Here is a 19,022-nt window from a genome sequence, read left to right as displayed (position 1 = left end):
AGTCGTCAGGCGGTCGTCGTGGCGTGCGGGACGCGTTCGTACAGGGCCCAGTCGGCGCTGATCGCGCTCGCCGTCCTCAGCAGCAGCGGCAGATGCTCCTCGGCCAGGCGCTCCACCGACGTCTCGGCCGCGTGCGCGTTCACGTTGATCGCCGCGATCACGTTGCCGAGCCCGTCCCGCAGCGGCGCGGCCACGCTTCGGATGCCCAGCGCCAGCTCCTCGTCCGTCAGCGCCCACCCCTTCGCCCGCACCTCGCGCAGCGCCGCCTCCCGCTCGGCCACGTCGGGCCGCCAGCGCGGCTCCACCCCCGACCGGCTGGGCTCGGCCAGCACACGGCCGGCCTCCCCTGGCGGCAGCGCGGCCAGCAGCACCTTGCCCAGCGACGTCTGCAAAGCCGGGAACCGGGTGCCGATCTGCACCGACAACGTGACGATCTTCGGCACGGCCACCCGCGCTACGTACACGATGTCGGACCCGTCGAGCTGCGCGATGGACGACGACTCGCGGGTCCGCTCCACCAGCCACTCCATGTGCGGCCTGGCCACCTCCCACAACCCCATGGACCGCACGTACGACACACCGAGCTCCAGCACGCGCGGCGTGAGCGCGTAGCCACCCCGCTCGCTCCTGGCGTAACCCAACTCCTGGAGCGTGAGCAGGATGCGCCGGGCCGTGGGCCGGGCGAGGCCGGCGGCGGTGGCCACCTCGGTCAGGGACATGACCGCGCGGCCCGGCTGGAACACCCTGATCACATCGAGGCCGCGCGCCAGCGCCTCGATGAAGTCGGGGCCGGTGTCAGCACGTGCCATGGAAAGCCTCCCTGTCCGGAGCCCGCCGATCCGACTCTAGACGGTGCAGGCCGGATGTCCGCACAGCGGCGTCCTGGGCGAGCATAGCGTTGCCCGCTCTGAGCCGGTAATACGACAACCGGACAGCCGCCGGAGCAGCGGAGACGTCCACAACTGCTCGTTAGGCGGACGCCTGTCCGATCCAGGATGTCACGAAGCGGGCTTCCGCTTGCGGTGCACGATCTCCTTGTCGCCCTTTCCGGGATACGCCATGATCAGCAACCGCTGGCCGCCCCCCACCTCACCCTTCCAGGGGAACCAGGCGTGGTGCGCGCGGATCCGGTAGTGCCCCGCGCGGCCGTCGAGCGCCAGGTTGGGCAGTTCGGTGCCACTGAGGCTGTCGTTGAGCACGATGTTCCCCGTCGGGCTGTCATAACCCACCTCGACCACCGTGTCCCAGCCCTTGGTCTCGACGGGCGGGCGGCGCGGGTAGGTCTCCACCGTGATGCAGAGGTCGTAGTCGGAGTGGGTCATGACGGCCAGGATGCCGCGATGGGAGGAGATCAGGCCGTTGGCGGGATCCAGGTCCGGCTCCATCTCCTCCCCGCCCTCGTAGGTCTGCAACACCCCATAGTCGGTCATCTGCGGCTCCTTGATCCGGACCGCCTTGGCAGGCTTGATCCGCGGGCGGTGCCGCGGGGTGGCGTCGCACATGGCCTGGGCGTCGGCCTCCCATGCCGCGAACTCCTGATCCTGCTTGACCTGGGCGGCCTTGACGATGGCGGCGGCGCTGGGGCAGATCTGGGCGAGCGGGTAGGTGAGGGCGTCGCGGCTGACCTTGAGCCGGGACAGTTCCTGGGCGTCGTTGCGGGCGTGCACGGCGCACATGCGGCGTCCGTAGGCGAGGATGACCTGGTCGGGCGTGGTGTCGGCGAAGCGCGACAGGCCGCCGCCGGTGTCCTGGCGCAGGGAGCAGGCAAACGTCTGCTCGGCGGTCAGCTCGGGCACCCGCTCGCCCATGCGTGCCATCCACCGCTCGGCGGTAGTGCACTCCGGGCCCGCGGTGGCCGGGCCGCGGGCAGTGTCCGCCGCGGGTAGCAGGCACAGCAGCACGGCCGAGGCGAGCCCTGCCAGGAGCACGTGGTGGCGGACGCGGTGGGCGGGCGGGGCGGCGTACAGGAACAGCAGGATCAGGCCGGAGGCGGTGAGTGCGAGGGCGTACCAGAGGGGGGAGATGCCGGCGGAGACGAGTTCGGAGATGACGCCCTCCACGAGCGCGCCGCCCTTGATGTACAGGCTGTCCGGATAGAACGGCAGGTTGTCGAAGACCTCCGGGCTCGCCTGGGTGAACGCGGTCGTCAGGCCGGCCCCGGACAGCAGGAACAGGCTCAGCATCGTCGCGCGCAGCAGTCGGTGCGTACGGCGCAGGACGGCGATGAGGATCAGCAGGGCCGGCGCGCCGACGCCGACCAGGAGGTCGAGCAGGTACCAGGTCAGGGTGAGCCAGGAGCCGCCCACCTGTCCGACGCCCTCCCACAACACGGTCTTCGGCCCCAGCCAGAACGGCACGCCCTGCGCGAGGTTGACGGCCGCCGGGATCAGCGGGAGCACAATCGCGAGCAGGGGAAGCGGCCACCACCTGGCGGGCGCCCGCGCGGGCACCGTCCGCGGCTCCGGGGGTTGGAGCGAGCCCAGGTCGTGCGCGGACCGCGCCGACCAGACCAGCGTGAAGACGGAGGAGGCACCCAGGATCGTGGAGAGCAGCAACTCCCATGGCACGCTGCCGTAATAGCTGAACCCGCCGATCGAGATGCCGCCGCCGGAACCGAAGAACCACATGACGACCGCGAAGACGCCGACCCGCACGGTCCTCCTGCTCCATCGCGGATCTCTGGCCTGCGCCACCAGCACCGACGCCATCCACAGCGGCCACAGCGCCGTCAGCGCCCACGTCCAATCCGGCAGCCAGGACAGGTAGTCGCCCAGTCCGTAGGCGATCGTGTGGAGCAGGCCGTACATGCCCGAGAGCGTGCCTGTCGCGAGCATGAAGACCCTCGGCCACGGCCGGGTGCCGCCGCGCAGCACCCGGAACAACAGCCACACCGCGACGAGCAGGACCACATCGTTGATCACCCACAGCCACCAGAGGTACGGGATCGGCAGGAACAGGGCCAGGTCGTATCCGGCCATGACGTAGAGCGCGATCCGCAGCAACCTCACCTGCCCGCCGTACCGCGCCGGCTCCCCGCGCAGCCGCCCGCGCAGCACCTCCCGCAGAGCCCACGCCTGCACCATCGCGACCAGTACCAGCGCGACCGCGAGCATCGGCCACGGCTGGATGGCGTCGTCCATGAACCCGCCGCTCATGTGCCCGCGGCGGTCCGCGACGACCCGCCACAGGGGAATGATGTCGCCGGTGACCTGCGACAGGACGGCGAGCACGACCACGGCGGCCAGGTATAAGAGCGCGAAGCCGGCCGCGAGCCGGCCGAAGCGGTGAAGGCGCATGAGGGCACTTTCCCGGAGGTGGGGGGTGGATGGATGAGCAAAGCGCCCAACCTTAGCGATCCACCGCAAAGTTGATCAAGAGCCGAATAATGAGTTGAACGAGTGAGTACTCGCTCATTACTCTCGTACTGTGACGAGAAAGCGAAGGGTGCCGGCGATGGCACCAGAAGACCGACGTGCCGCACTCATCGCCGCCACGCTCCCGCTGCTGCGCGAATACGGCACCGACGTGAGCACCCGCCAGATCGCCGAGGCCGCGGGCGTGGCCGAGGGCACGATCTTCGGCGTGTTCCCCGACAAGGCGTCGCTGCTGCGGGCGGCCCTGATGAGCGCGTTCGACCCCAGCCCGGCCGTGGCCGCGCTGGCGGCCATCGACAAGGAGGCCGGCCTGCGCGAGCGGCTCCGGATGGCGGTCGCCCTGATGCGGGAGGGAATGAGCGCCAACGCCAACCTCTTCGCCGCGCCCAAGCTGATGACGACGGACGACGTCGAGTTCCGCGAGCGGATGATGGAGAACCGGCGCCAGATCGTGGCTCAGCTCGCCGCGCTGATCGAGCCCGACCGCGCCCGGCTGCGCCGCTCTCCCGAGGCCGCGGCCCAGCTCCTGACCATGCTGACCGCGGTCAGCGTGCAGCGGGGCTTCGGCCACAGCGCCGACTTCGGCGACATGGACGACGAGGAGATCGTCTCCGTCCTGCTCGACGGCCTGCTCCTGCGCTCGTCTCCTCCTGATACCCCCTCTACAGAAAGCCCCCGATAATGTTGTTCCGTCTGTTGCGGGTCCAGCTGCGGCCGTACGGGAAGGACATCACGCTCGTCGTGATCTTCCAGTTCGTGCAGACGCTGGCCACGCTCTATCTCCCCACGCTCAACGCCGACATCATCGACCACGGTGTCGTCGTCGGCGACACCGGTTACATCATGCGGCTCGGCCTGGTGATGCTCGGTGTGACGCTGATCCAGATCATCTGCTCGACCGTGGCCGTGTACTACGGCGCCCGCACCTCGATGGCCCTGGGCAGGGACCTGCGGGGCGCGATCTTCCACCGGGTGCAGGACTTCTCCGCCCAGGAGGTCAACAGGTTCGGCCCGCCGTCCCTGATCACCAGGACCACCAACGACGTGCAGCAGATCCAGCTGCTCGTGCTGATGACGTTCACGATGATGGTGACCGCGCCGATCATGTGCGTCGGCGGGATCGTGCTGGCGCTGCGCCAGGACGCGGCGCTGTCGTCGCTGCTGGTCGTCGTGCTGCCGGTGATGATCGCCATCGTGGGCCTGATCGTGGTGCTGATGCGCCCGCTCTTCCGTACGATGCAGGAGCGCATCGACCGGATCAACCAGGTGCTGCGCGAGCAGATCACCGGCATCCGCGTCATCAGGGCCTTCGTCCGCGACCGGCACGAGCGCGAGCGCTTCGCCGTGACCAACGAGGCCCTGACCGACGTGTCGCTGAAGGTCGGGCGGCTGATGGCGCTGATGTTCCCCTCCGTCATGCTCGTGGTGAACGTCTCCAGCGTCGCCGCCGTCTGGTTCGGCGGCCACCGCATCGCCGACGGCGCCATGGAGGTGGGCGCGCTGACGGCGGTGATCTCCTACCTCATGCAGATCCTGATGTCGATCATGATGGCGATGTTCATGTTCATGATGATCCCGCGGGCCGAGGTCTGCGCCGAGCGCATCGAGGAGGTGCTCGGCACCGAGCCGACCGTCCACCCGCCGGCGAACCCCGTCACTCCGGAACGGCGCATCGGCGAGCTGGAGCTGAGGTCGGTCGACTTCCGCTATCCGGGCGCCGAGGAGCCGGTGCTGAGCGAGGTGAACCTGACGGCCAGGCCCGGCAGGACCACCGCGATCATCGGCAGCACCGGCAGCGGCAAGACGACGCTGCTCAACCTCGTCCCGCGGCTGTTCGACGCCAGCGCCGGCGAGGTGCTGGTGGACGGCGTCAACGTACGCGAACTCGACCCGGTCGTGCTCGCCGAGGCGGTCGGCATCGTCCCGCAGTCGCCCTACCTCTTCTCCGGCACCGTCGCCTCCAACCTGCGTTACGGCCGGCCCGACGCCACCGACGAGGAGTTGTGGCAGGCCCTGGAGACGGCTCAGGCCCGCGGGTTCGTCGAGGAGATGCCCGGCGGCCTGGAGGAGCCGATCGCCCAGGGCGGCACCAACGTCTCCGGCGGCCAGCGCCAGCGCCTGGCCATCGCCAGGACCCTGGTGCACCGGCCCGAGATCTACCTTTTCGACGACTCCTTCTCCGCGCTCGACTACGCCACCGACGCCCGGCTGCGGGCCGCGCTGGCCGAGCGGATCACCGACGCCACGATCGTCATCGTGGCCCAGCGGGTGAGCACGATCCGCGACGCGGACCAGATCATCGTGCTCGAAGAGGGCCGGGTGGTGGGCAGCGGCGATCACGCCGGACTCATGGAGACCTGCCCGACGTACAAGGAGATCGTGCTTTCCCAGCTCACAGAACAGGAGGCAGCGGCGTGAGCAGCAGCACCACGGAAGCGCCCGCGCGCCGGCCGCAGCCCGGCTTCGGGCCGGGCAGGATGATGGGCGGCGGCCCGGCCGAGAAGGCGCTCGACTTCGGCGCCACGTTGCGCCGCCTGATGCGGCTGCTGCGCCCGGAACGCACGCTGCTCATCGTCGTCCTGGCCCTCGGCGCGGCCAGCGTGGCGCTCACCGTGACGGGCCCCAAGGTGCTCGGCCAGGCCACGGACCTGATCTTCACCGGCATCATCGGCGCCCAGCTGCCCGCGGGGGCCACCAAGGCGGAGGCCGTGGCGGGGCTGCGCGCCCGGGGCGAGACCACCTTCGCCGACATGGTGGCGGCGATGAACGTGGTGCCCGGTCAGGGCATCGACTTCACCGCGCTGGCCGTGGTGCTGGCCTGGGTGCTGGCCCTCTACCTGGTGGCGGCGGCGCTCGGCATCGCGCAGTTCAGGATGACGACGACCGTCGTGCAGCGGGCGGCGTACCGGCTGCGCGAGGAGATCGAGGCCAAGCTGGCGCGGCTGCCGCTGAGCTACTTCGACCGCCAGCCGCGCGGCGAGATCCTCAGCCGCGCCACCAACGACACCGACAACATCGCGCAGACGCTGCAGCAGACGATGAGCCAGCTCATCTCCTCGGCGCTGACGGTCGTCGGGGTGCTCGCGTTCATGTTCTGGATCTCGCCGATCCTCGCGCTCATCGCGCTCATCACGGTGCCGGTGTCGGTGTACGTGACCGCGGTCATCGGCAAGCGCTCGCAACCGCAGTTCATCAAGCAGTGGTCCTCGACGGGCAAGCTCAACGGCCACATCGAGGAGATGTACGGCGGCCACACCCTGGTCAAGGCGTTCGGCAGGCAGAAGGAGGCCGCCGACACCTTCACCGAGCACAACCAGGCCCTGTTCACCTCCAGCTTCCGCGCCCAGTTCATCTCCGGCCTCATCCAGCCGGCCATGATGTTCATCGGCAACCTCAACTACGTGCTGGTCGCCGTGGTCGGCGGGCTCAAGGTGGCCTCCGGCTCGATCTCGCTGGGCGACGTGCAGGCGTTCATCCAGTACTCGCGGCAGTTCAGCCAGCCGCTGACCCAGGTGGCCGGCATGGCGAACCTGGTGCAGTCCGGCATCGCCTCCGCCGAGCGGGTCTTCGAGCTGCTCGACGCGCCGGAGCAGTCCGCCGAGCCCGCCAAGCCCGCGCGGCCGGAACGGCTCAGGGGCCGGGTGGCGTTCGAGAACGTGTCCTTCCGCTACGCAGAGGACCGGCCGCTGATCGAGAACCTGTCACTGACGGTGGAGCCCGGCCAGACCGTGGCCATCGTGGGCCCCACGGGAGCGGGCAAGACCACGCTGGTCAACCTCGTCATGCGCTTCTACGAGGTGACCGGCGGCCGCATCACGCTCGACGGCGTCGACACCGCCGAGATGTCCAGGGAGGAGCTGCGCGCCAACATCGGCATGGTGCTGCAGGACACCTGGCTGTTCGGCGGCACGATCGCGGAGAACATCGGCTACGGCGCCGAGGGCGCCACCCGCGAGGACATCGAGGCCGCCGCGCGGGCCGCCCACGTGGACCGCATCGCGCACACGCTGCCCGACGGCTACGACACGGTCATCGAGGAGGAGGGCGCGACGGTCAGCGCGGGTGAGAAGCAGCTCATCACGATCGCCAGGGCGTTCCTGTCGGAGCCGGCGATCCTGATCCTGGACGAGGCGACCAGCTCGGTCGACACCCGTACCGAGGTGCTCATCCAGCGGGCGATGAGCTCGTTGCGCGAGGGCCGCACCAGCTTCGTGATCGCGCACCGGCTGTCCACGATCCGCGACGCCAGCCTGATCCTGGTCATGGAGAACGGGCGGATCGTCGAGCAGGGCACGCACGAGTCGCTGCTGGCCGCGGAGGGCGCCTACGCCCGGCTTTACTCCGCGCAGTTCGCCGAGGCCGTCGTCGAGGTGGACTGACGGCGGCCCCGGCGCACCCCTCGTCCTCGTCAGGCGTTCACGACGGAGGCGGGGGGTGTGCGGTCCCGCCACGGCATGGCCCGCTCCAGATGGGCCGCGACGCGCAGGAGCAGGTCCTCGCGCCCGTAGGCCGCCGCGATCTGCACGCCGATGGGCAGCCCGTCCCGGCCGTGACCCAGTGGCAGGCTGATCGCGGGCTGGCCGGTGACGTTGAACACCTGCGTGAACGGCCCGTGTTCGGCCAGCGTCGCCAGCCAGCTCGCCATGGTGTGGCCGGGGTCGTCCTGCCGGAGGGTGCCGTGCGGGACGGGCGGGCGGCCGAGCGCCGGGGTGACGAGCAGGTCGTGGCCGGTGAAGAACGCCGCCACCGACCGGGTCACCCGGTTCTGCGCGTCGAGCGCGGCCAGCAGGTCCAGCGCGCCCCACTCCCCGGCCACCTTCATGAACTGCCGCGAGACGGCCTCCATCAGCGACTCGTCGGGCACCCGCGGCGCCAGCAGCAGCGTGGAGGCGATCGCCACGCCTTCGCCCATCGCCGCCCGTACGAGGTCCGCCCAGTCGAAGGCCGGGCCGGCCTCCGTCACGATGTGCCCGGCCGCCGCCAGCGCCTCGCCGGTCCGTACGGCCGCCGCGGCCATCTCGGGGTCGACCCACGTCCCCGCCCACGACGTCGTGTGCACCGCCACCCGCAGCCGGCCGGGATCGGCGCCGACCTCCTCGATGTACGGGCGGTGCGGGGGCGGCGCGGTGTACTTGTCGCCGACCCCCGGACCCTGGACGGCGTCCAGCAGGACGGCGGTGTCGCGGACGGTGCGCGTGAGCGCGAACTCGTACGCCATGCCGAGCATGGGCTCACCCAGGTCGGGCCCCGAGGTGACCCGGCCGCGGCTCGGCTTGAGCCCGACCAGGCCGCAGCAGGCGGCCGGGATCCGGATGGAGCCCGCGCCGTCGCTGGCGTGCGCGACGGGCACCGCCCCGGCGGCGACCAGCGCGGCGGCGCCCCCGCTCGACCCGCCCGCGCTCGTCCCGAGGTGCCACGGGTTGCGGACGGGGCCGTACCGGAGCGGCTCGGTGGTGAAGCTGACGCACAGTTCCGGCACGGTGGTCAGCCCCAGCGTGAGCAGCCCGGCGGCGCGGAAGCGGGTCATCAGGTCGGTGTCGCGCCAGGCGACGACGCCCGGCAGGGCGCGGCTGCCCAGGGTGAACGGCACCCCTTCCGCCACCGGCCCGTGGTCTTTGATCAGGAACGGCACCCCGGCCAGGGGCCCGTCGGCGGCGTGGTCCAGGGCCGGGGTGAAGATCGGCAGCGCCAGGGCGTTGAGCCGCCCGTCCGCCAGGGCCAGGGCCTGCCGGGCGGCGGTCTCGACCTCGGCGGCCGTGACCTCGCCCGCCTTGATCAGGTCTCTGAGGCCGACGGCGTCGTACCTCGCGTACTCGTGGAGGTCCATGAGAAGTCCTTGGGTCTCGATCACTACGTTCGGGTGGGGGCGGCGCGGCGGGCGCCGCCGACGGCGAACAGCCCGGACCGGGGCGATGGCTGTCAGAGGCCATCTCCCGCCGGTGATCGAAGAGTCCCTACGCTCGGTACATCGTGTCCATGCTGGCAGCGGCCCAGGCCCGGCGTCCATCGAATTGAATCTTCCGATCACAGGTTCGATGCCCTAAGGTGCGACGATGGACGTTATCGAATGGCTGCTCGATTCCGACCCCGCCATCCGCTGGCAGGTGATGCGCGATCTGACGGACGCCTCGCCCGAGGAGGTGGCCGCCGAGCGGGCGCGCGTTGAGCACGAGGGCTGGGGCGCCCGGCTCCTGGCGCTTCAGGGCGCCGACGGGTTGTGGGACGGCGGCGCCTGCTTCCCGGGCGTCCGCACCGGCGACGAACCCGGCCAGCCCTGGACGGCCACGATGCACAGCCTCCAGACGTTGCAGATCCTCGGGCTCGACCCGGCGTCGGAGTCGGCGCGCCGCGCGATTCCGCTGGTCGCCGAGCACGGCCGGTGGGAACACGCCGGGCAGCGGTACTTCGACGGTGAGGTCGAGCCGTGCATCAACGGCAGGACGATCGAGGCCGGGGCCTACTTCGGGGTGGACGTCTCGGGCATCGTGCAGCGGGTGCTCGGCGAGCGGCTCCCCGACGGCGGCTGGAACTGCGAGGCCGAGAACGGGTCCGTGCGTTCCTCGTTCCACACGACGACCAGCGTGCTGGAGGGGCTGCTCGTGTTCGAGCGCGCGACCGGCCCGTCCGACGCGGTGCGTCAGGCGCGGCTCGGCGGTGAGGAGTACCTGCTCGAACGCGGCCTGTTCCGCCGCAAGAGCACCGGTGAGGTCGCCGACGCGGCCTTCCTCGACTTCGCCTTCCCGTTCTACTGGTACCACGACGTGCTGCGGGCGCTGGACTACTTCAGGAGCACGGGGGCCGCGCCGGATCCCCGGGTGGCGCAGGCCGTGGAGGTCGTGCGCTCGAAGCGGCAGCCCGACGGCCGCTGGTTGCTCGACCACGTGTATCCGGGACGGGTCCACTTCCCCTTCGACGAGGGCGTGGGCGAGCCGAGCCGCTGGAACACGCTGCGCGCGTTGCGGGTGCTCGACTGGGCACGGGGCTGATTTGCTGTATCTCGCACACCGTCTCCGTCATGAGTAAAGGACGCATCGTGGAAACCGGAACCACCCGCCAGCTCTTCACCGACATCCGAAAACTGCCGGCAGCAGGGCCGGGGCGGGTGCGATGAGGTTCGGTTTCTTCACCCGGCTGCTCGACGACGCGCCGCCGCAGGAGCGCTACCGGCTGGCCGCCGAGCAGATCGGGCACGCCGAGAAGCACGGGTTCGACACCGCGTGGGTGGCTCAGCACCACTTCGACGGCGAGGAGGGCGGGCTGCCCGCGCCGCTGGTGTTCCTCGCCCACGTCGCCGCCCGTACCAGCCGCATCCGGCTCGGCACCGGCATCATCACGCTGCCGCTCGAACATCCGCTTCGGGTGGCCGAGGACACCGCCGTGCTGGACCTGCTGACCGGCGGGCGGCTGGAGGTGGGCGTGGGCGGCGGCGGCACGCCGTCGGCGTTCCCGGCCTTCGGGCACGACAGCGCCGAGCGCGCGGCGCTGTACGCCGAGCACCTGCGGCGGCTGCGGCAAGCCTGGGCGGGGGAGGACCTCGGGGGCGGCAACCGGCTCTACCCGCCCGCGCCCCGGCTCCTTGACGCCGTGTGGGAGGCCACGTTCTCCGTCGCGGGCGGGGCCAGGGCGGGACGGGCCGGCCACGGGCTGATGCTCTCGCGCACCCAGCCACGGCCCGCCGACGACCCGCAGGCCACGCTGGCCGACCTGCAACTGCCGATCGTGGCCGCCTACCACGAGAGCCTGCCGCCGGGCGTCGCGCCGCGCGTCATGGCCTCGCGCACCGCGTTCGTCGCCGACAGCCGGGCCGAGGCGCTGCGCCACGCCGAACTGGGCCTGGGCCGCCGCCGGCTGCCCTTCGAGCTGCCCGACGACAGCCTGCACAGCCGCATCGCCGCCTTCGACGTGCACCTGGGCACGCCGCAGGACGTCATCGAGAGCCTGCGCGCCGACCCGACCCTGGAGCACGCGACCGACCTGGTCTTCCAGGTGCACTCGGTCGATCCGCCGCACCCGCTCGTCCTGCGCTCGATCGAGCTGCTCGCGACCGAGGTCGCGCCCGCGCTCGGCCGGCTCCCCTCCGCGGAACCATCGTCGCGGAAGTGAGCACGGCGCGGGCTGAAATTTTCACCTCCGCCCAAGGCGCACGGCCGGCCGAGTGCTCTGGTGATCGCTCGGATGACCAGGCAGGGGACAGGCCGGGAGCAGGTTAAGCGGCGGCCCGAATCACTCGCGTCTTTGCTCCCGTAGCCGCACCTCCCTAACGTCTGGTAGCGACCGAGCGGAGGTGTCATGGCCGGTTCCTGGTTGAGCAGGCGGCGGTTGCTCGCGGCGGGCGGCGGGGTCGTGGCGGCGGCGCTCGCACCCGCCGCGGCGGCGGGGCCGGTGGTGAGCAGGCTCGGCGACAGCCTGCTCGACCGGTCGGCGCTGTACTTCGTCTCCTACGACGGGCTGGTCAACAACCAGTCCTTCCAGCTCAACGGCATCCTCACGCACGCGGGACAGCAGTACGCCGCCTGGTACACCGCCACCCGCGACGTACGGATCGCGCGCCGCGCGCTGCCCGGCGGCGCGTGGCAGACGATCACGCTGCCGCACCGGCTGACCGTGAACGACTCGCACAACGTCATCTGCCTGGGCCTCTCGCCCGCCGACGGCCGCCTGCACGTGGCCATGGACACCCACAACAGCACGATCTACTACACCAAGTCGGAGCCGGGACTGGTGACGGGCGGCGCGTGGTCGGCCGCCCGCTTCGGCCCGGTGCAGCGCAGCCTCGACGGGGTGTCGCCGGGCGCCATGACGTATCCGCAGTTCGTCGTGGCGCCGTCCGGCCGGCTGCAGCTGTTCTACCGTACGGGCGGCTCGGGCAACGGCACGAACGAACTGGCCGAGTACACGACGGCCGGCTGGACCAGGCTCGGCAGATGGTCCTCCGCCACCGGTTCCCACACCACGAACGGCGTCACCAGCACGACCCGCAACATGTACGTGCACGGCCTGACCTACCGCGGCAACCGCCTGCACGTCGCCTTCACCTGGCGCGAGGGCAACACGGGCGTGCTGTGCAACCAGGGCGGGCTCGCCAACCACGACACCTGCTACGTCTACAGCGACGACCAGGGCCGCACCTGGCGCAACGGCGCGGGCGCCCAGGTCGGCACGACCGGCGGGACCCCGATCTCGGTCACCTCGCCCGGCCTGATCGCCGACCCGCTCACCGTGGACCACGGCCTCATGAACCAGGAGAGCCAGGCCGTCGACTCCGCCGGCCGGCCGCACGTCGTCATCAGCTACGTGCCCGGCCGCTTCACGCAGTGCGTCTCGTCCTACGCCGCGCAGCGCCGCCAGTACGGGCGGGTCTTCCACGTGCGGCGGGACCCGGCCGGGGCCTGGCAGAAGCGGGAGATCCCGGTGCCGCCGAACTCCACCGGCCGTTCGCGGCTGGTCTTCGACGCGGCCGACAACGCGTACGTGGTGCTGCCGTTCGGGCGGGTGGTGGCGGCGAGCGCGTCCTCCGGCTGGGCGGACTGGAGCCTGCTGTATGACGGGGCGGGCTTGAACGCCTTCGGCGAGGTCGTCGTGGACTACGAGCGTCTGGCCGCCGAGCGTGTCCTGTCGGTCATGTACCAGCAGAGCTCCAGCGGCACGACCCCCTCGGCCCTGCGGGTACTCGATCTCCGCCTCGGCGGGTGACGCGAAGCCAGGCGGGGCCGCGAAGCCAGGCGGGGCCGCGAAGCCGGGCGGGGCCGCGAGGTGCCCCACCCGGCCGGGTCAGCGGGACTCAGGTCAGAAGGCCAGGTCCCGCCAGTTCTTCACCTCCTCGGCGCTGAGCGCCCTGGCCAGGATGGCCGCCCGGTCCACCCCGCCGGTCAGCCGCTGCCCGCCGCCCTGGTCGGCGCCGAAGCGCAGCGGCCGGGCGGCGCAGCCCGCGATGCCGTCGGAGGTGGCCTGGGCGGACGCCTTGCGCTCGCCGTCCACGTACACCGTGACCGCGCCGGTGCGGTCGAGGGTCACCACGACGTCGATCCAGCGGCCGGCGGGAAGGGCGGTGTTCAGGGTGACGTTCGCGCCCGCGCCGATGAAGCGCAGCGTGCCGCCAGGGGTCACGTCGATGAGCACCCCGTCGGTGCCGGGGTCACCGGACGGCTGGGAGTCGAACAGGCGGCGGTAGCCGCTGCCGCCGATCTTGACCTCGGCGGCGAAGGTGGCCTCCCGTACCAGGCCGAGCGTGGTGTTGGCGGTGGTCAGATAGGAGTTCCCGTCGAGCAGCAGCCCGCTGCCGGACGGCGCGGTGGCGTCGTAGGCGGCGGTCCCGGTGACGGTGGCGTCGCGGCCGTTGCCGGAGGCGTCGGCGACCGTGCCGCCCTCCTTGGGGTCCCAGGCGACCAGGACCGACCCGGCGGTGGCGGGCGCGCAGGGGTCCAGGGCGAGCACGGCGGTGGCCGCGCCCTTCCAGGAACCGGTGACGGCGGCGGCGAGCACCGCGCGGCGGGTCCCGTCGGCGGGCCCCGGCGTGACGGTGAACGCGGCGGTGCCCGTCTGACCGGGTTTGACGGCGGGCAGGGAGCGCGTGGCGGGCGAGACGGTCCAGCCCTGCGGCACGGTGAGCGCCACACTGGCGGCGGGCACCGCGCGACGCCGGGTGGCGGTGACCGCGACCCGCGCCTCGAACGGCGTGCCCGGCATCGCGGTGGCGGGCGTCTTCAACACGACGGCGGCCTCGTTCTGGATCGTGTACGCCTGCCCGGCCCGCGCGTTCCAGCTCAGCGTGTCTCCCTCACGGCGCGGCCCGACCTCGTGCCCCCGCTCGTCGTAGACCCGGTAGCGGCCGGCGATGAACGACGACTTGACCTTGATCGGCCCCGTCCTGCCGGGCCGGACGGTGACGGTGTCGGGGGCGCCGTCCTTCCAGGAGGCGTCCACCGTGACGCCGCCGCGGGCGCGCAGGCCGCGTACCGAGCCGTCCTTCCAGGCGGACGGCAGCGCGGGCAGCAGGTGCAGCACGTCGTGCTGGCTCTGCACGAGCATCTCGGCGATGCCGGAGGTGGCGCCGAAGTTGCCGTCGATCTGGAACGGCGGGTGGGTGTCCCACAGGTTGTCCAGCGTGGAGGACTTGAGCTGCTCGGAGAGCATCTTGTGGGCGTGGTCGCCGTCGAGCAGCCGCGCCCAGAAGTTGATCTTCCAGGCTTTGGACCAGCCGGTGCCGCCGTCGCCGCGCGCGGTCAGCGACACCTCGGCGGCGGCGGCTTCGGGCGTGCCGGGCTCGATCCGGTTGCCGGGGTGCAGGGCGTACAGGTGGGAGACGTGCCGGTGAGTGTCGGTCTTGGAGTCCCAGTCGGACTTCCACTCCTGGAGCTGACCCCACGAGCCGACGCGCAGGCCCGGGTCCAGCTTGGCCAGCGCGGCACTCACCTCGTCCTGGAAAGCCCGGTCCACGCCGAGTTTGCGGGCGGCGGCCAGCGCGTTGGCGAGCACCTCGCCGACGATCTGCTGCGACATCGACGCGCCGGCGGAGAAGTCACCGTGCTCGGGGGAGTAGCTGGGGGAGACGACGAGCCTGCCGTCGCGCGGGTCGGTGTGCAGGAAGTCCAGCCAGAACTCCGCCGCGCCCTTGATCACCGGGTACGCGGTCTCGCGCAGATAGCCGAGGTCGCCGGTGAAGCGGTAGGTGTCGTAGAGGTGCTGGGTGGTCCAGGCGGCGGCCTCGGGGAACCAGAAGGAGCTGGCGTAGGTGTGCACGCCGGTGAACCCGAACGGGTTGGTCTCGTTGTTGACCACCCAGCCGCGCGCCCCGTACATGTCTTTGGCGGTCTTGCGGCCCGGCTCGACCAGGGCTGAGATGTAGCGGTCGTAGGGCGTGGTCGTCTCGTGCAGGTTGGTCTGCTCGGCGAGCCAGTAGTTCATCTGCAGGTTGATGTTGACGTGGTAGTCGGCCGACCAGGGCGGGTTGGTGACCTTGTTCCACACGCCCTGCAGGTTGGCCGGCAGCAGGTCGTTCTCCCTGGAGGAGGCGATGAGCAGGTAACGGCCGTAGGCGAAGAACATCGCCTCCAGCGCCCGGTCGTCGGGGGAGGCGCCGCCGGTGTAGTTCCTGCGCAGCTGGTCGGTGGGAACCGTCGGGGTCGAGCCGCCGAGGTCCAGCTTCACCCGGTCGAACAACTCGCGGTAGTCGGCCAGGTGCGCCCGCAGCAGCGCGTCGTAGCCCTTGGCGGACGCGGCGTCCACGGCGGCGGTGACCTTGGCGTGCGGGTCCTCGCCCCGGTAGGTGGGATAGGAGCCGGCGTAGTCGGTGCCGGCCGACAACACGAACACGGCGCTGTCCGCGCCCGAGACGGTGATCTTGTCTCCGTCGTCGGTGCGGGTGCCGCCCTGCGTGACGACCTGGACCTGGGCCTCGAAGGCCATCTTGTTGTCGCTGAGCCGGCCGCGAATGGTCAGCCGGCCGCCGGAGGCGGTGACCGTCTTGTCCTCGCGCGGCGAGGTGTGCCGCAACGTGAACGACACCTTCCCGCCCTGGTCGGCCGAGAGCCGCCCGACGATCACGTTGCCCGGGTTGCTCGCGAATAACTCGCGCGAGTGCCGCACGCCGTCGGCGGTGTAGCCGACGCGGGCGACGGCCTCACGCAGGCTCAGCTCGCGCCGGTAATCGGCCGGAGCCGCATGGCCGAAGTCGAGGAACAGGTCGCCGAAGGTCTGGTACGCGCCGAAGCCCGTCTTGGGCTGGCCCAGCTTCGCCGCCACCTCCTCCGGCTTCATCCTGCCGTCCCGGTCGATCTGCTCCTGGACGGCGGCGATGGCGCCGGGGCGTGGCGTCTTCCAGTTGCCGAAGTGGTAGCCGGGCGAGCCGGGACCACCGGTCCACAGGGTCTTCTCGTTGAACTGGATCTGCTCGGACGCCACACCGCCGAACACCATCGCGCCCAGCGGGCCGTTGCCGATGGGCAGGGCCTGGGTCTCCCAGTCGGTCGCGGGTTTGTCGTACCAGAGGGTCAAGTCATCGGGTGTCTCTACTGAGTCGGCGGCGGCGTGCACCGGCGCCGAGAGTCCTGCGGCGAGCATGAAGATGGTGATCAAGGCAGCGCGTAAACGTCGTCGTGGGGGGTGCTGCACGGATTCCTCCGATCACACGAGGGGCATGATCCAAGGAGATAGCACCGAAATGTCCACGCAACAAGGGTTGACATCGGATGTATCCCCCGAATCACACCCAGACCTGCGGTTCCACGACGACGGCATCGGAGATCCGATGAATGGGAGCGGGCGCGCCCGCCCACGGCGCGCCTCCCATCCTGATCCGCCCGGGGTCAGCTCGTGACCGTCGTGTCGCGCAGCAGGCAGTAGCTCATGGAGTCGGCCTGCAGGTAGATGTGGAACTGCTGGGCCTTGCGCTGGGCCGTCTTGTCCGCGGTGACGACCGTGGTGACCACGTACCTCTTCGAGGCGTTCGTCTGGATCTTCCCGTAGGTGAAGTCGGGCAGCGTCATGTCGCTGCGGATGTTCACCGCGTTCGAGGTGAGCTTGCTCAGCCGCGCGGCGGCGGTCTTGGCGGCGCTGTCCGACGGGAACGCCATGATGACCTGCACCGCCTTGAGGTGTCCCCGATAGGCCGAGTAGGCGACCTGGATGGCGCTCTCGCACTTGTTCTTGGCCAGCACGCCCCGCCCGTCCACCGGGTCGCACGAGTCGTAGGTCCAGCCTTCGACCTTGTTGGCGTCGAACTTGACGCCGCTCAGGTTGAACTTCCAGTCGTCGAACTCGCTGTCCTGCAGCGGCGAGCCCGCCGCGGCGGTGCCGGGGTCGCCCGTGGGGTCGCCCGTGGGGTCGCCCGACGGCTGCTCCGAGGGTTCCTGCGACGGCTGGGCCGAGGGTGCGCCGGACTGCCAGGGGGCGGTCGTGGGGAACGAGGTCGCGCTGGTCGGCAGGGCGGCGGGCTTGGGGCCGGCGGACCTGACGTACGCGACCGCGCCGATCGTGCCGCCGACCAGCAGGACCAGGCCGAGCCCGACGGACAACCAGATGGTCATGGTGTTGTTGTGCCTGGGAGGCAGGCCGTAGTCGGGCAGTCCGTACGGGTCGCCCTGGCCGTAGGGGTTCGGCGAGCCGTGGCTCTCGTACAGGGGGCCCTGCCGGTCGTAGGGACTCTGTGTTCCCCATAACTCGTGCTGGTCGAAGCCGGGTGGTGGCGGGCCCCCTTGCCTGGGCTGCGGGCCGTGGCGGAGTTCCCCGTGCTCCCCGTGCTCCTGGTAACCGTATCCCTGGTACCCGGCTCCGGGCGGACCGTATCCGGGCTGCGCGGGCGGTTGGCCGTACCGGGGCGGCCGGCCGTGTCCCTGAGGTGCTTCCTGCGTCTGCCGGCCCCACGGATCTTGCGGGTGAGGCTGTGGTGGGTAGGCCATTGCCCCATTGTGAGACCGCCCGCCGCCCTTGCCGCGACCTCGTCGCCAGTCGGCATCGGAGTGAACCCGGCTCGCGCGCTCCTACGTACTAGGACAAGCCCGATAACCCTTTACCACGGGCCGCGCGCATACGATGAACCCGTGCGTCAGGTGGACGACACGATCGGTGACGGGCGCGCCTTGGAGGCGGCATGCGAGACGATCCGCAGGTCGTGGCACTGGTCGTCAAGGCGCGTAAGGGCGAGCAGGACGCGTGGGACGACATCGTGGAGCGGTATTCGCCCCTGGTGTGGTCGATCTGCCTGCGTTATCGCCTGAGCAACGCCGACGGCCTCGACGTGGCCCAGACCGTGTGGCTGCGCCTGGTCGAGCACCTTGCGGAGTTGCGCGAGCCCGCCGCGCTGCCCGGCTGGATCGCGATGGTCGCGCAGCGCGAGTGCCTGCGCCAGTACCGCGTCTCGCGCCGCAGGCAGGACTCCGAGCAGGTGCTGGACGTGGACCTGAAGGACGACACGGCCGTGGTGCACGAGGAGGTGGAGCGCGCCCAGCGGGCGCTGGCGCTGCGCACCGCCCTGGCCGACCTGCCCGAATACTGCAGGACGTTGCTGACCTGCTTCCTGAGCGAGACGCCGATGTCGTACGCGCAGATCAGCGAGACGCTGGGAGTGCCCATCGGCGGCATCGGCCCGCAACGCGCCCGGTGCCTGGCCCGGTTACGGCGCAGCCCGCTCCTGAGCGGTTTTTCCGAGGACGACTGATCAGGCCAGGTCGGGCGGCACCCAGGCGGTCGTGAGCACATGCTCCTCGCAGGAGCAGCGCAGGCGGAAGGTCCCGGCGGGCGAGGGCCGCAGCGCGAAGCCGCCCCCGTCGTCGATCGGCGCGGTGGCGACGTCGCCGCCCGGCAGGTGCCGTTCGACCGTGCCGGGCCTGGGCGGCAGCACCTGCCCGACCAGCACGTCGGGGCCCACCTCGACCTCGATCGTGAGCTGCCCGCCCGCGTCGAAGATCAGCGTACGCGGCCCGCCCCTGGTGACGGCCACGAGATCGCGGTCATAGGCGGAGTCGTAGACCAGCAGCGCCAACTCGGCCTCCGGATCGTGCCAGGTGAAGACGGCCTTGCCGATCTCGGTGAACTCGGGCGGGACGGCCGCCGCGGCCCGGACGGCGTCCCGGAGCGCGGCCAGCAGCCGATCGTCGTCGGCCCACGGGGAGGTGGCCATGTCACTCATCCGTTCGGTTGTCGGCTAAAGGC

Annotated in this window: 13 protein-coding genes; 7 read left to right on the top strand and 6 right to left on the bottom strand. The window is 71.1% G+C overall.

Annotated features, from left to right (window positions below):
- Positions 1 to 5: 5 nt before the first annotated feature.
- Positions 6 to 809 carry an IclR family transcriptional regulator C-terminal domain-containing protein gene (locus AB0I81_RS42625; RefSeq protein WP_360669934.1) on the bottom strand — a complete coding sequence of 268 codons (804 nt, stop codon included), beginning with the start codon at positions 807 to 809 and terminating at the stop codon, positions 6 to 8.
- A gap of 189 nt (positions 810 to 998) precedes the next feature.
- Positions 999 to 3,236, bottom strand: a complete 2,238-nt coding sequence (locus AB0I81_RS42620; protein ID WP_360669931.1) for a hypothetical protein — start codon at positions 3,234 to 3,236, stop codon at positions 999 to 1,001.
- A gap of 217 nt (positions 3,237 to 3,453) precedes the next feature.
- Between AB0I81_RS42620 and AB0I81_RS42615 the strand changes: the two genes are divergently transcribed.
- Genes AB0I81_RS42615 through AB0I81_RS42605 form a run of 3 tightly spaced genes read left to right on the top strand, consistent with a single transcriptional unit; the run spans position 3,454 to position 7,753 of the window.
- Positions 3,454 to 4,056 (top strand): helix-turn-helix domain-containing protein, encoded by a 603-nt coding sequence (locus AB0I81_RS42615; protein WP_360669928.1) that lies wholly within the window; start codon positions 3,454 to 3,456, stop codon positions 4,054 to 4,056.
- Positions 4,056 to 5,792, top strand: a complete 1,737-nt coding sequence (locus AB0I81_RS42610; RefSeq protein ID WP_360669925.1) for an ABC transporter ATP-binding protein — start codon at positions 4,056 to 4,058, stop codon at positions 5,790 to 5,792. The genes AB0I81_RS42615 and AB0I81_RS42610 overlap by 1 nt, the downstream gene beginning before the upstream one ends.
- Complete coding sequence (locus AB0I81_RS42605; protein WP_360669922.1) at positions 5,789 to 7,753, top strand: ABC transporter ATP-binding protein; 1,965 nt, start codon at positions 5,789 to 5,791, stop codon at positions 7,751 to 7,753. Before AB0I81_RS42610 ends, AB0I81_RS42605 begins: the two co-directional genes overlap by 4 nt.
- A gap of 29 nt (positions 7,754 to 7,782) precedes the next feature.
- Here AB0I81_RS42605 and AB0I81_RS42600 read toward each other — a convergent pair whose 3' ends face one another.
- Positions 7,783 to 9,201 (bottom strand): amidase family protein, encoded by a 1,419-nt coding sequence (locus tag AB0I81_RS42600; protein ID WP_360669919.1) that lies wholly within the window; start codon positions 9,199 to 9,201, stop codon positions 7,783 to 7,785.
- A gap of 226 nt (positions 9,202 to 9,427) precedes the next feature.
- Here AB0I81_RS42600 and AB0I81_RS42595 point away from each other — a divergent pair, with 226 nt between their 5' ends.
- The 3 genes from AB0I81_RS42595 to AB0I81_RS42585 all read left to right on the top strand — a co-directional run bounded on the left by AB0I81_RS42595 (position 9,428) and on the right by AB0I81_RS42585 (position 13,067).
- The gene (locus AB0I81_RS42595; protein WP_360669916.1) at positions 9,428 to 10,360 is read left to right on the top strand and encodes a squalene cyclase; all 933 of its coding nucleotides are present in this window, start codon (positions 9,428 to 9,430) and stop codon (positions 10,358 to 10,360) included.
- A 121-nt stretch (positions 10,361 to 10,481) separates the two neighbouring features.
- Positions 10,482 to 11,477, top strand: a complete 996-nt coding sequence (locus AB0I81_RS42590; protein ID WP_360669913.1) for a putative FMN-dependent luciferase-like monooxygenase — start codon at positions 10,482 to 10,484, stop codon at positions 11,475 to 11,477.
- 186 nt (positions 11,478 to 11,663) lie between these two features.
- The gene (locus AB0I81_RS42585; RefSeq protein ID WP_360669910.1) at positions 11,664 to 13,067 is read left to right on the top strand and encodes a BNR repeat-containing protein; all 1,404 of its coding nucleotides are present in this window, start codon (positions 11,664 to 11,666) and stop codon (positions 13,065 to 13,067) included.
- A 93-nt stretch (positions 13,068 to 13,160) separates the two neighbouring features.
- On the opposite strand, the gene AB0I81_RS42580 is transcribed toward AB0I81_RS42585, so the two are convergent.
- A complete protein-coding gene (locus tag AB0I81_RS42580) occupies positions 13,161 to 16,433 on the bottom strand; it encodes a glycoside hydrolase N-terminal domain-containing protein (RefSeq protein WP_360669907.1) in 3,273 nt (1,090 codons plus the stop codon).
- 245 nt (positions 16,434 to 16,678) lie between these two features.
- Positions 16,679 to 17,770, bottom strand: coding sequence for a hypothetical protein (locus AB0I81_RS42575; protein ID WP_360669904.1), 1,092 nt, complete (start codon positions 17,768 to 17,770; stop codon positions 16,679 to 16,681).
- Positions 17,771 to 17,961: 191 nt separating this feature from the next.
- Here AB0I81_RS42575 and AB0I81_RS42570 point away from each other — a divergent pair, with 191 nt between their 5' ends.
- Positions 17,962 to 18,528 (top strand): sigma-70 family RNA polymerase sigma factor, encoded by a 567-nt coding sequence (locus AB0I81_RS42570; RefSeq protein WP_360669901.1) that lies wholly within the window; start codon positions 17,962 to 17,964, stop codon positions 18,526 to 18,528.
- Here AB0I81_RS42570 and AB0I81_RS42565 read toward each other — a convergent pair whose 3' ends face one another.
- Positions 18,529 to 18,999, bottom strand: a complete 471-nt coding sequence (locus tag AB0I81_RS42565; protein ID WP_360669898.1) for a hypothetical protein — start codon at positions 18,997 to 18,999, stop codon at positions 18,529 to 18,531.
- Between the last annotated feature and the right edge of the window lie 23 nt (positions 19,000 to 19,022).

This window comes from Nonomuraea sp. NPDC050404, assembly GCF_040655495.1.
In the GTDB taxonomy this organism is placed as follows: domain Bacteria; phylum Actinomycetota; class Actinomycetes; order Streptosporangiales; family Streptosporangiaceae; genus Nonomuraea.
The sequence above is the reverse complement of the archived record's forward strand: the minus strand, read 5'-3'. Positions and strand labels throughout refer to the sequence as shown.

Excerpts from the sequence above, each read along its gene's own strand:
- AB0I81_RS42615 (WP_360669928.1), top strand. The coding sequence starts at position 3,454 with ATGGCACCAGAAGACCGACGTGCCGCACTCATCGCCGCCACGCTCCCG.
- AB0I81_RS42595 (WP_360669916.1), top strand. The coding sequence starts at position 9,428 with ATGGACGTTATCGAATGGCTGCTCGATTCCGACCCCGCCATCCGCTGG.
- AB0I81_RS42590 (WP_360669913.1), top strand. The coding sequence starts at position 10,482 with ATGAGGTTCGGTTTCTTCACCCGGCTGCTCGACGACGCGCCGCCGCAG.
- AB0I81_RS42625 (WP_360669934.1), bottom strand. The coding sequence starts at position 809 with ATGGCACGTGCTGACACCGGCCCCGACTTCATCGAGGCGCTGGCGCGC.
- AB0I81_RS42585 (WP_360669910.1), top strand. The coding sequence starts at position 11,664 with ATGGCCGGTTCCTGGTTGAGCAGGCGGCGGTTGCTCGCGGCGGGCGGC.
- AB0I81_RS42600 (WP_360669919.1), bottom strand. The coding sequence starts at position 9,201 with ATGGACCTCCACGAGTACGCGAGGTACGACGCCGTCGGCCTCAGAGAC.
- AB0I81_RS42575 (WP_360669904.1), bottom strand. The coding sequence starts at position 17,770 with ATGGCCTACCCACCACAGCCTCACCCGCAAGATCCGTGGGGCCGGCAG.
- AB0I81_RS42580 (WP_360669907.1), bottom strand. The coding sequence starts at position 16,433 with ATGCTCGCCGCAGGACTCTCGGCGCCGGTGCACGCCGCCGCCGACTCA.
- AB0I81_RS42565 (WP_360669898.1), bottom strand. The coding sequence starts at position 18,999 with ATGAGTGACATGGCCACCTCCCCGTGGGCCGACGACGATCGGCTGCTG.
- AB0I81_RS42570 (WP_360669901.1), top strand. The coding sequence starts at position 17,962 with ATGCGAGACGATCCGCAGGTCGTGGCACTGGTCGTCAAGGCGCGTAAG.
- AB0I81_RS42610 (WP_360669925.1), top strand. The coding sequence starts at position 4,056 with ATGTTGTTCCGTCTGTTGCGGGTCCAGCTGCGGCCGTACGGGAAGGAC.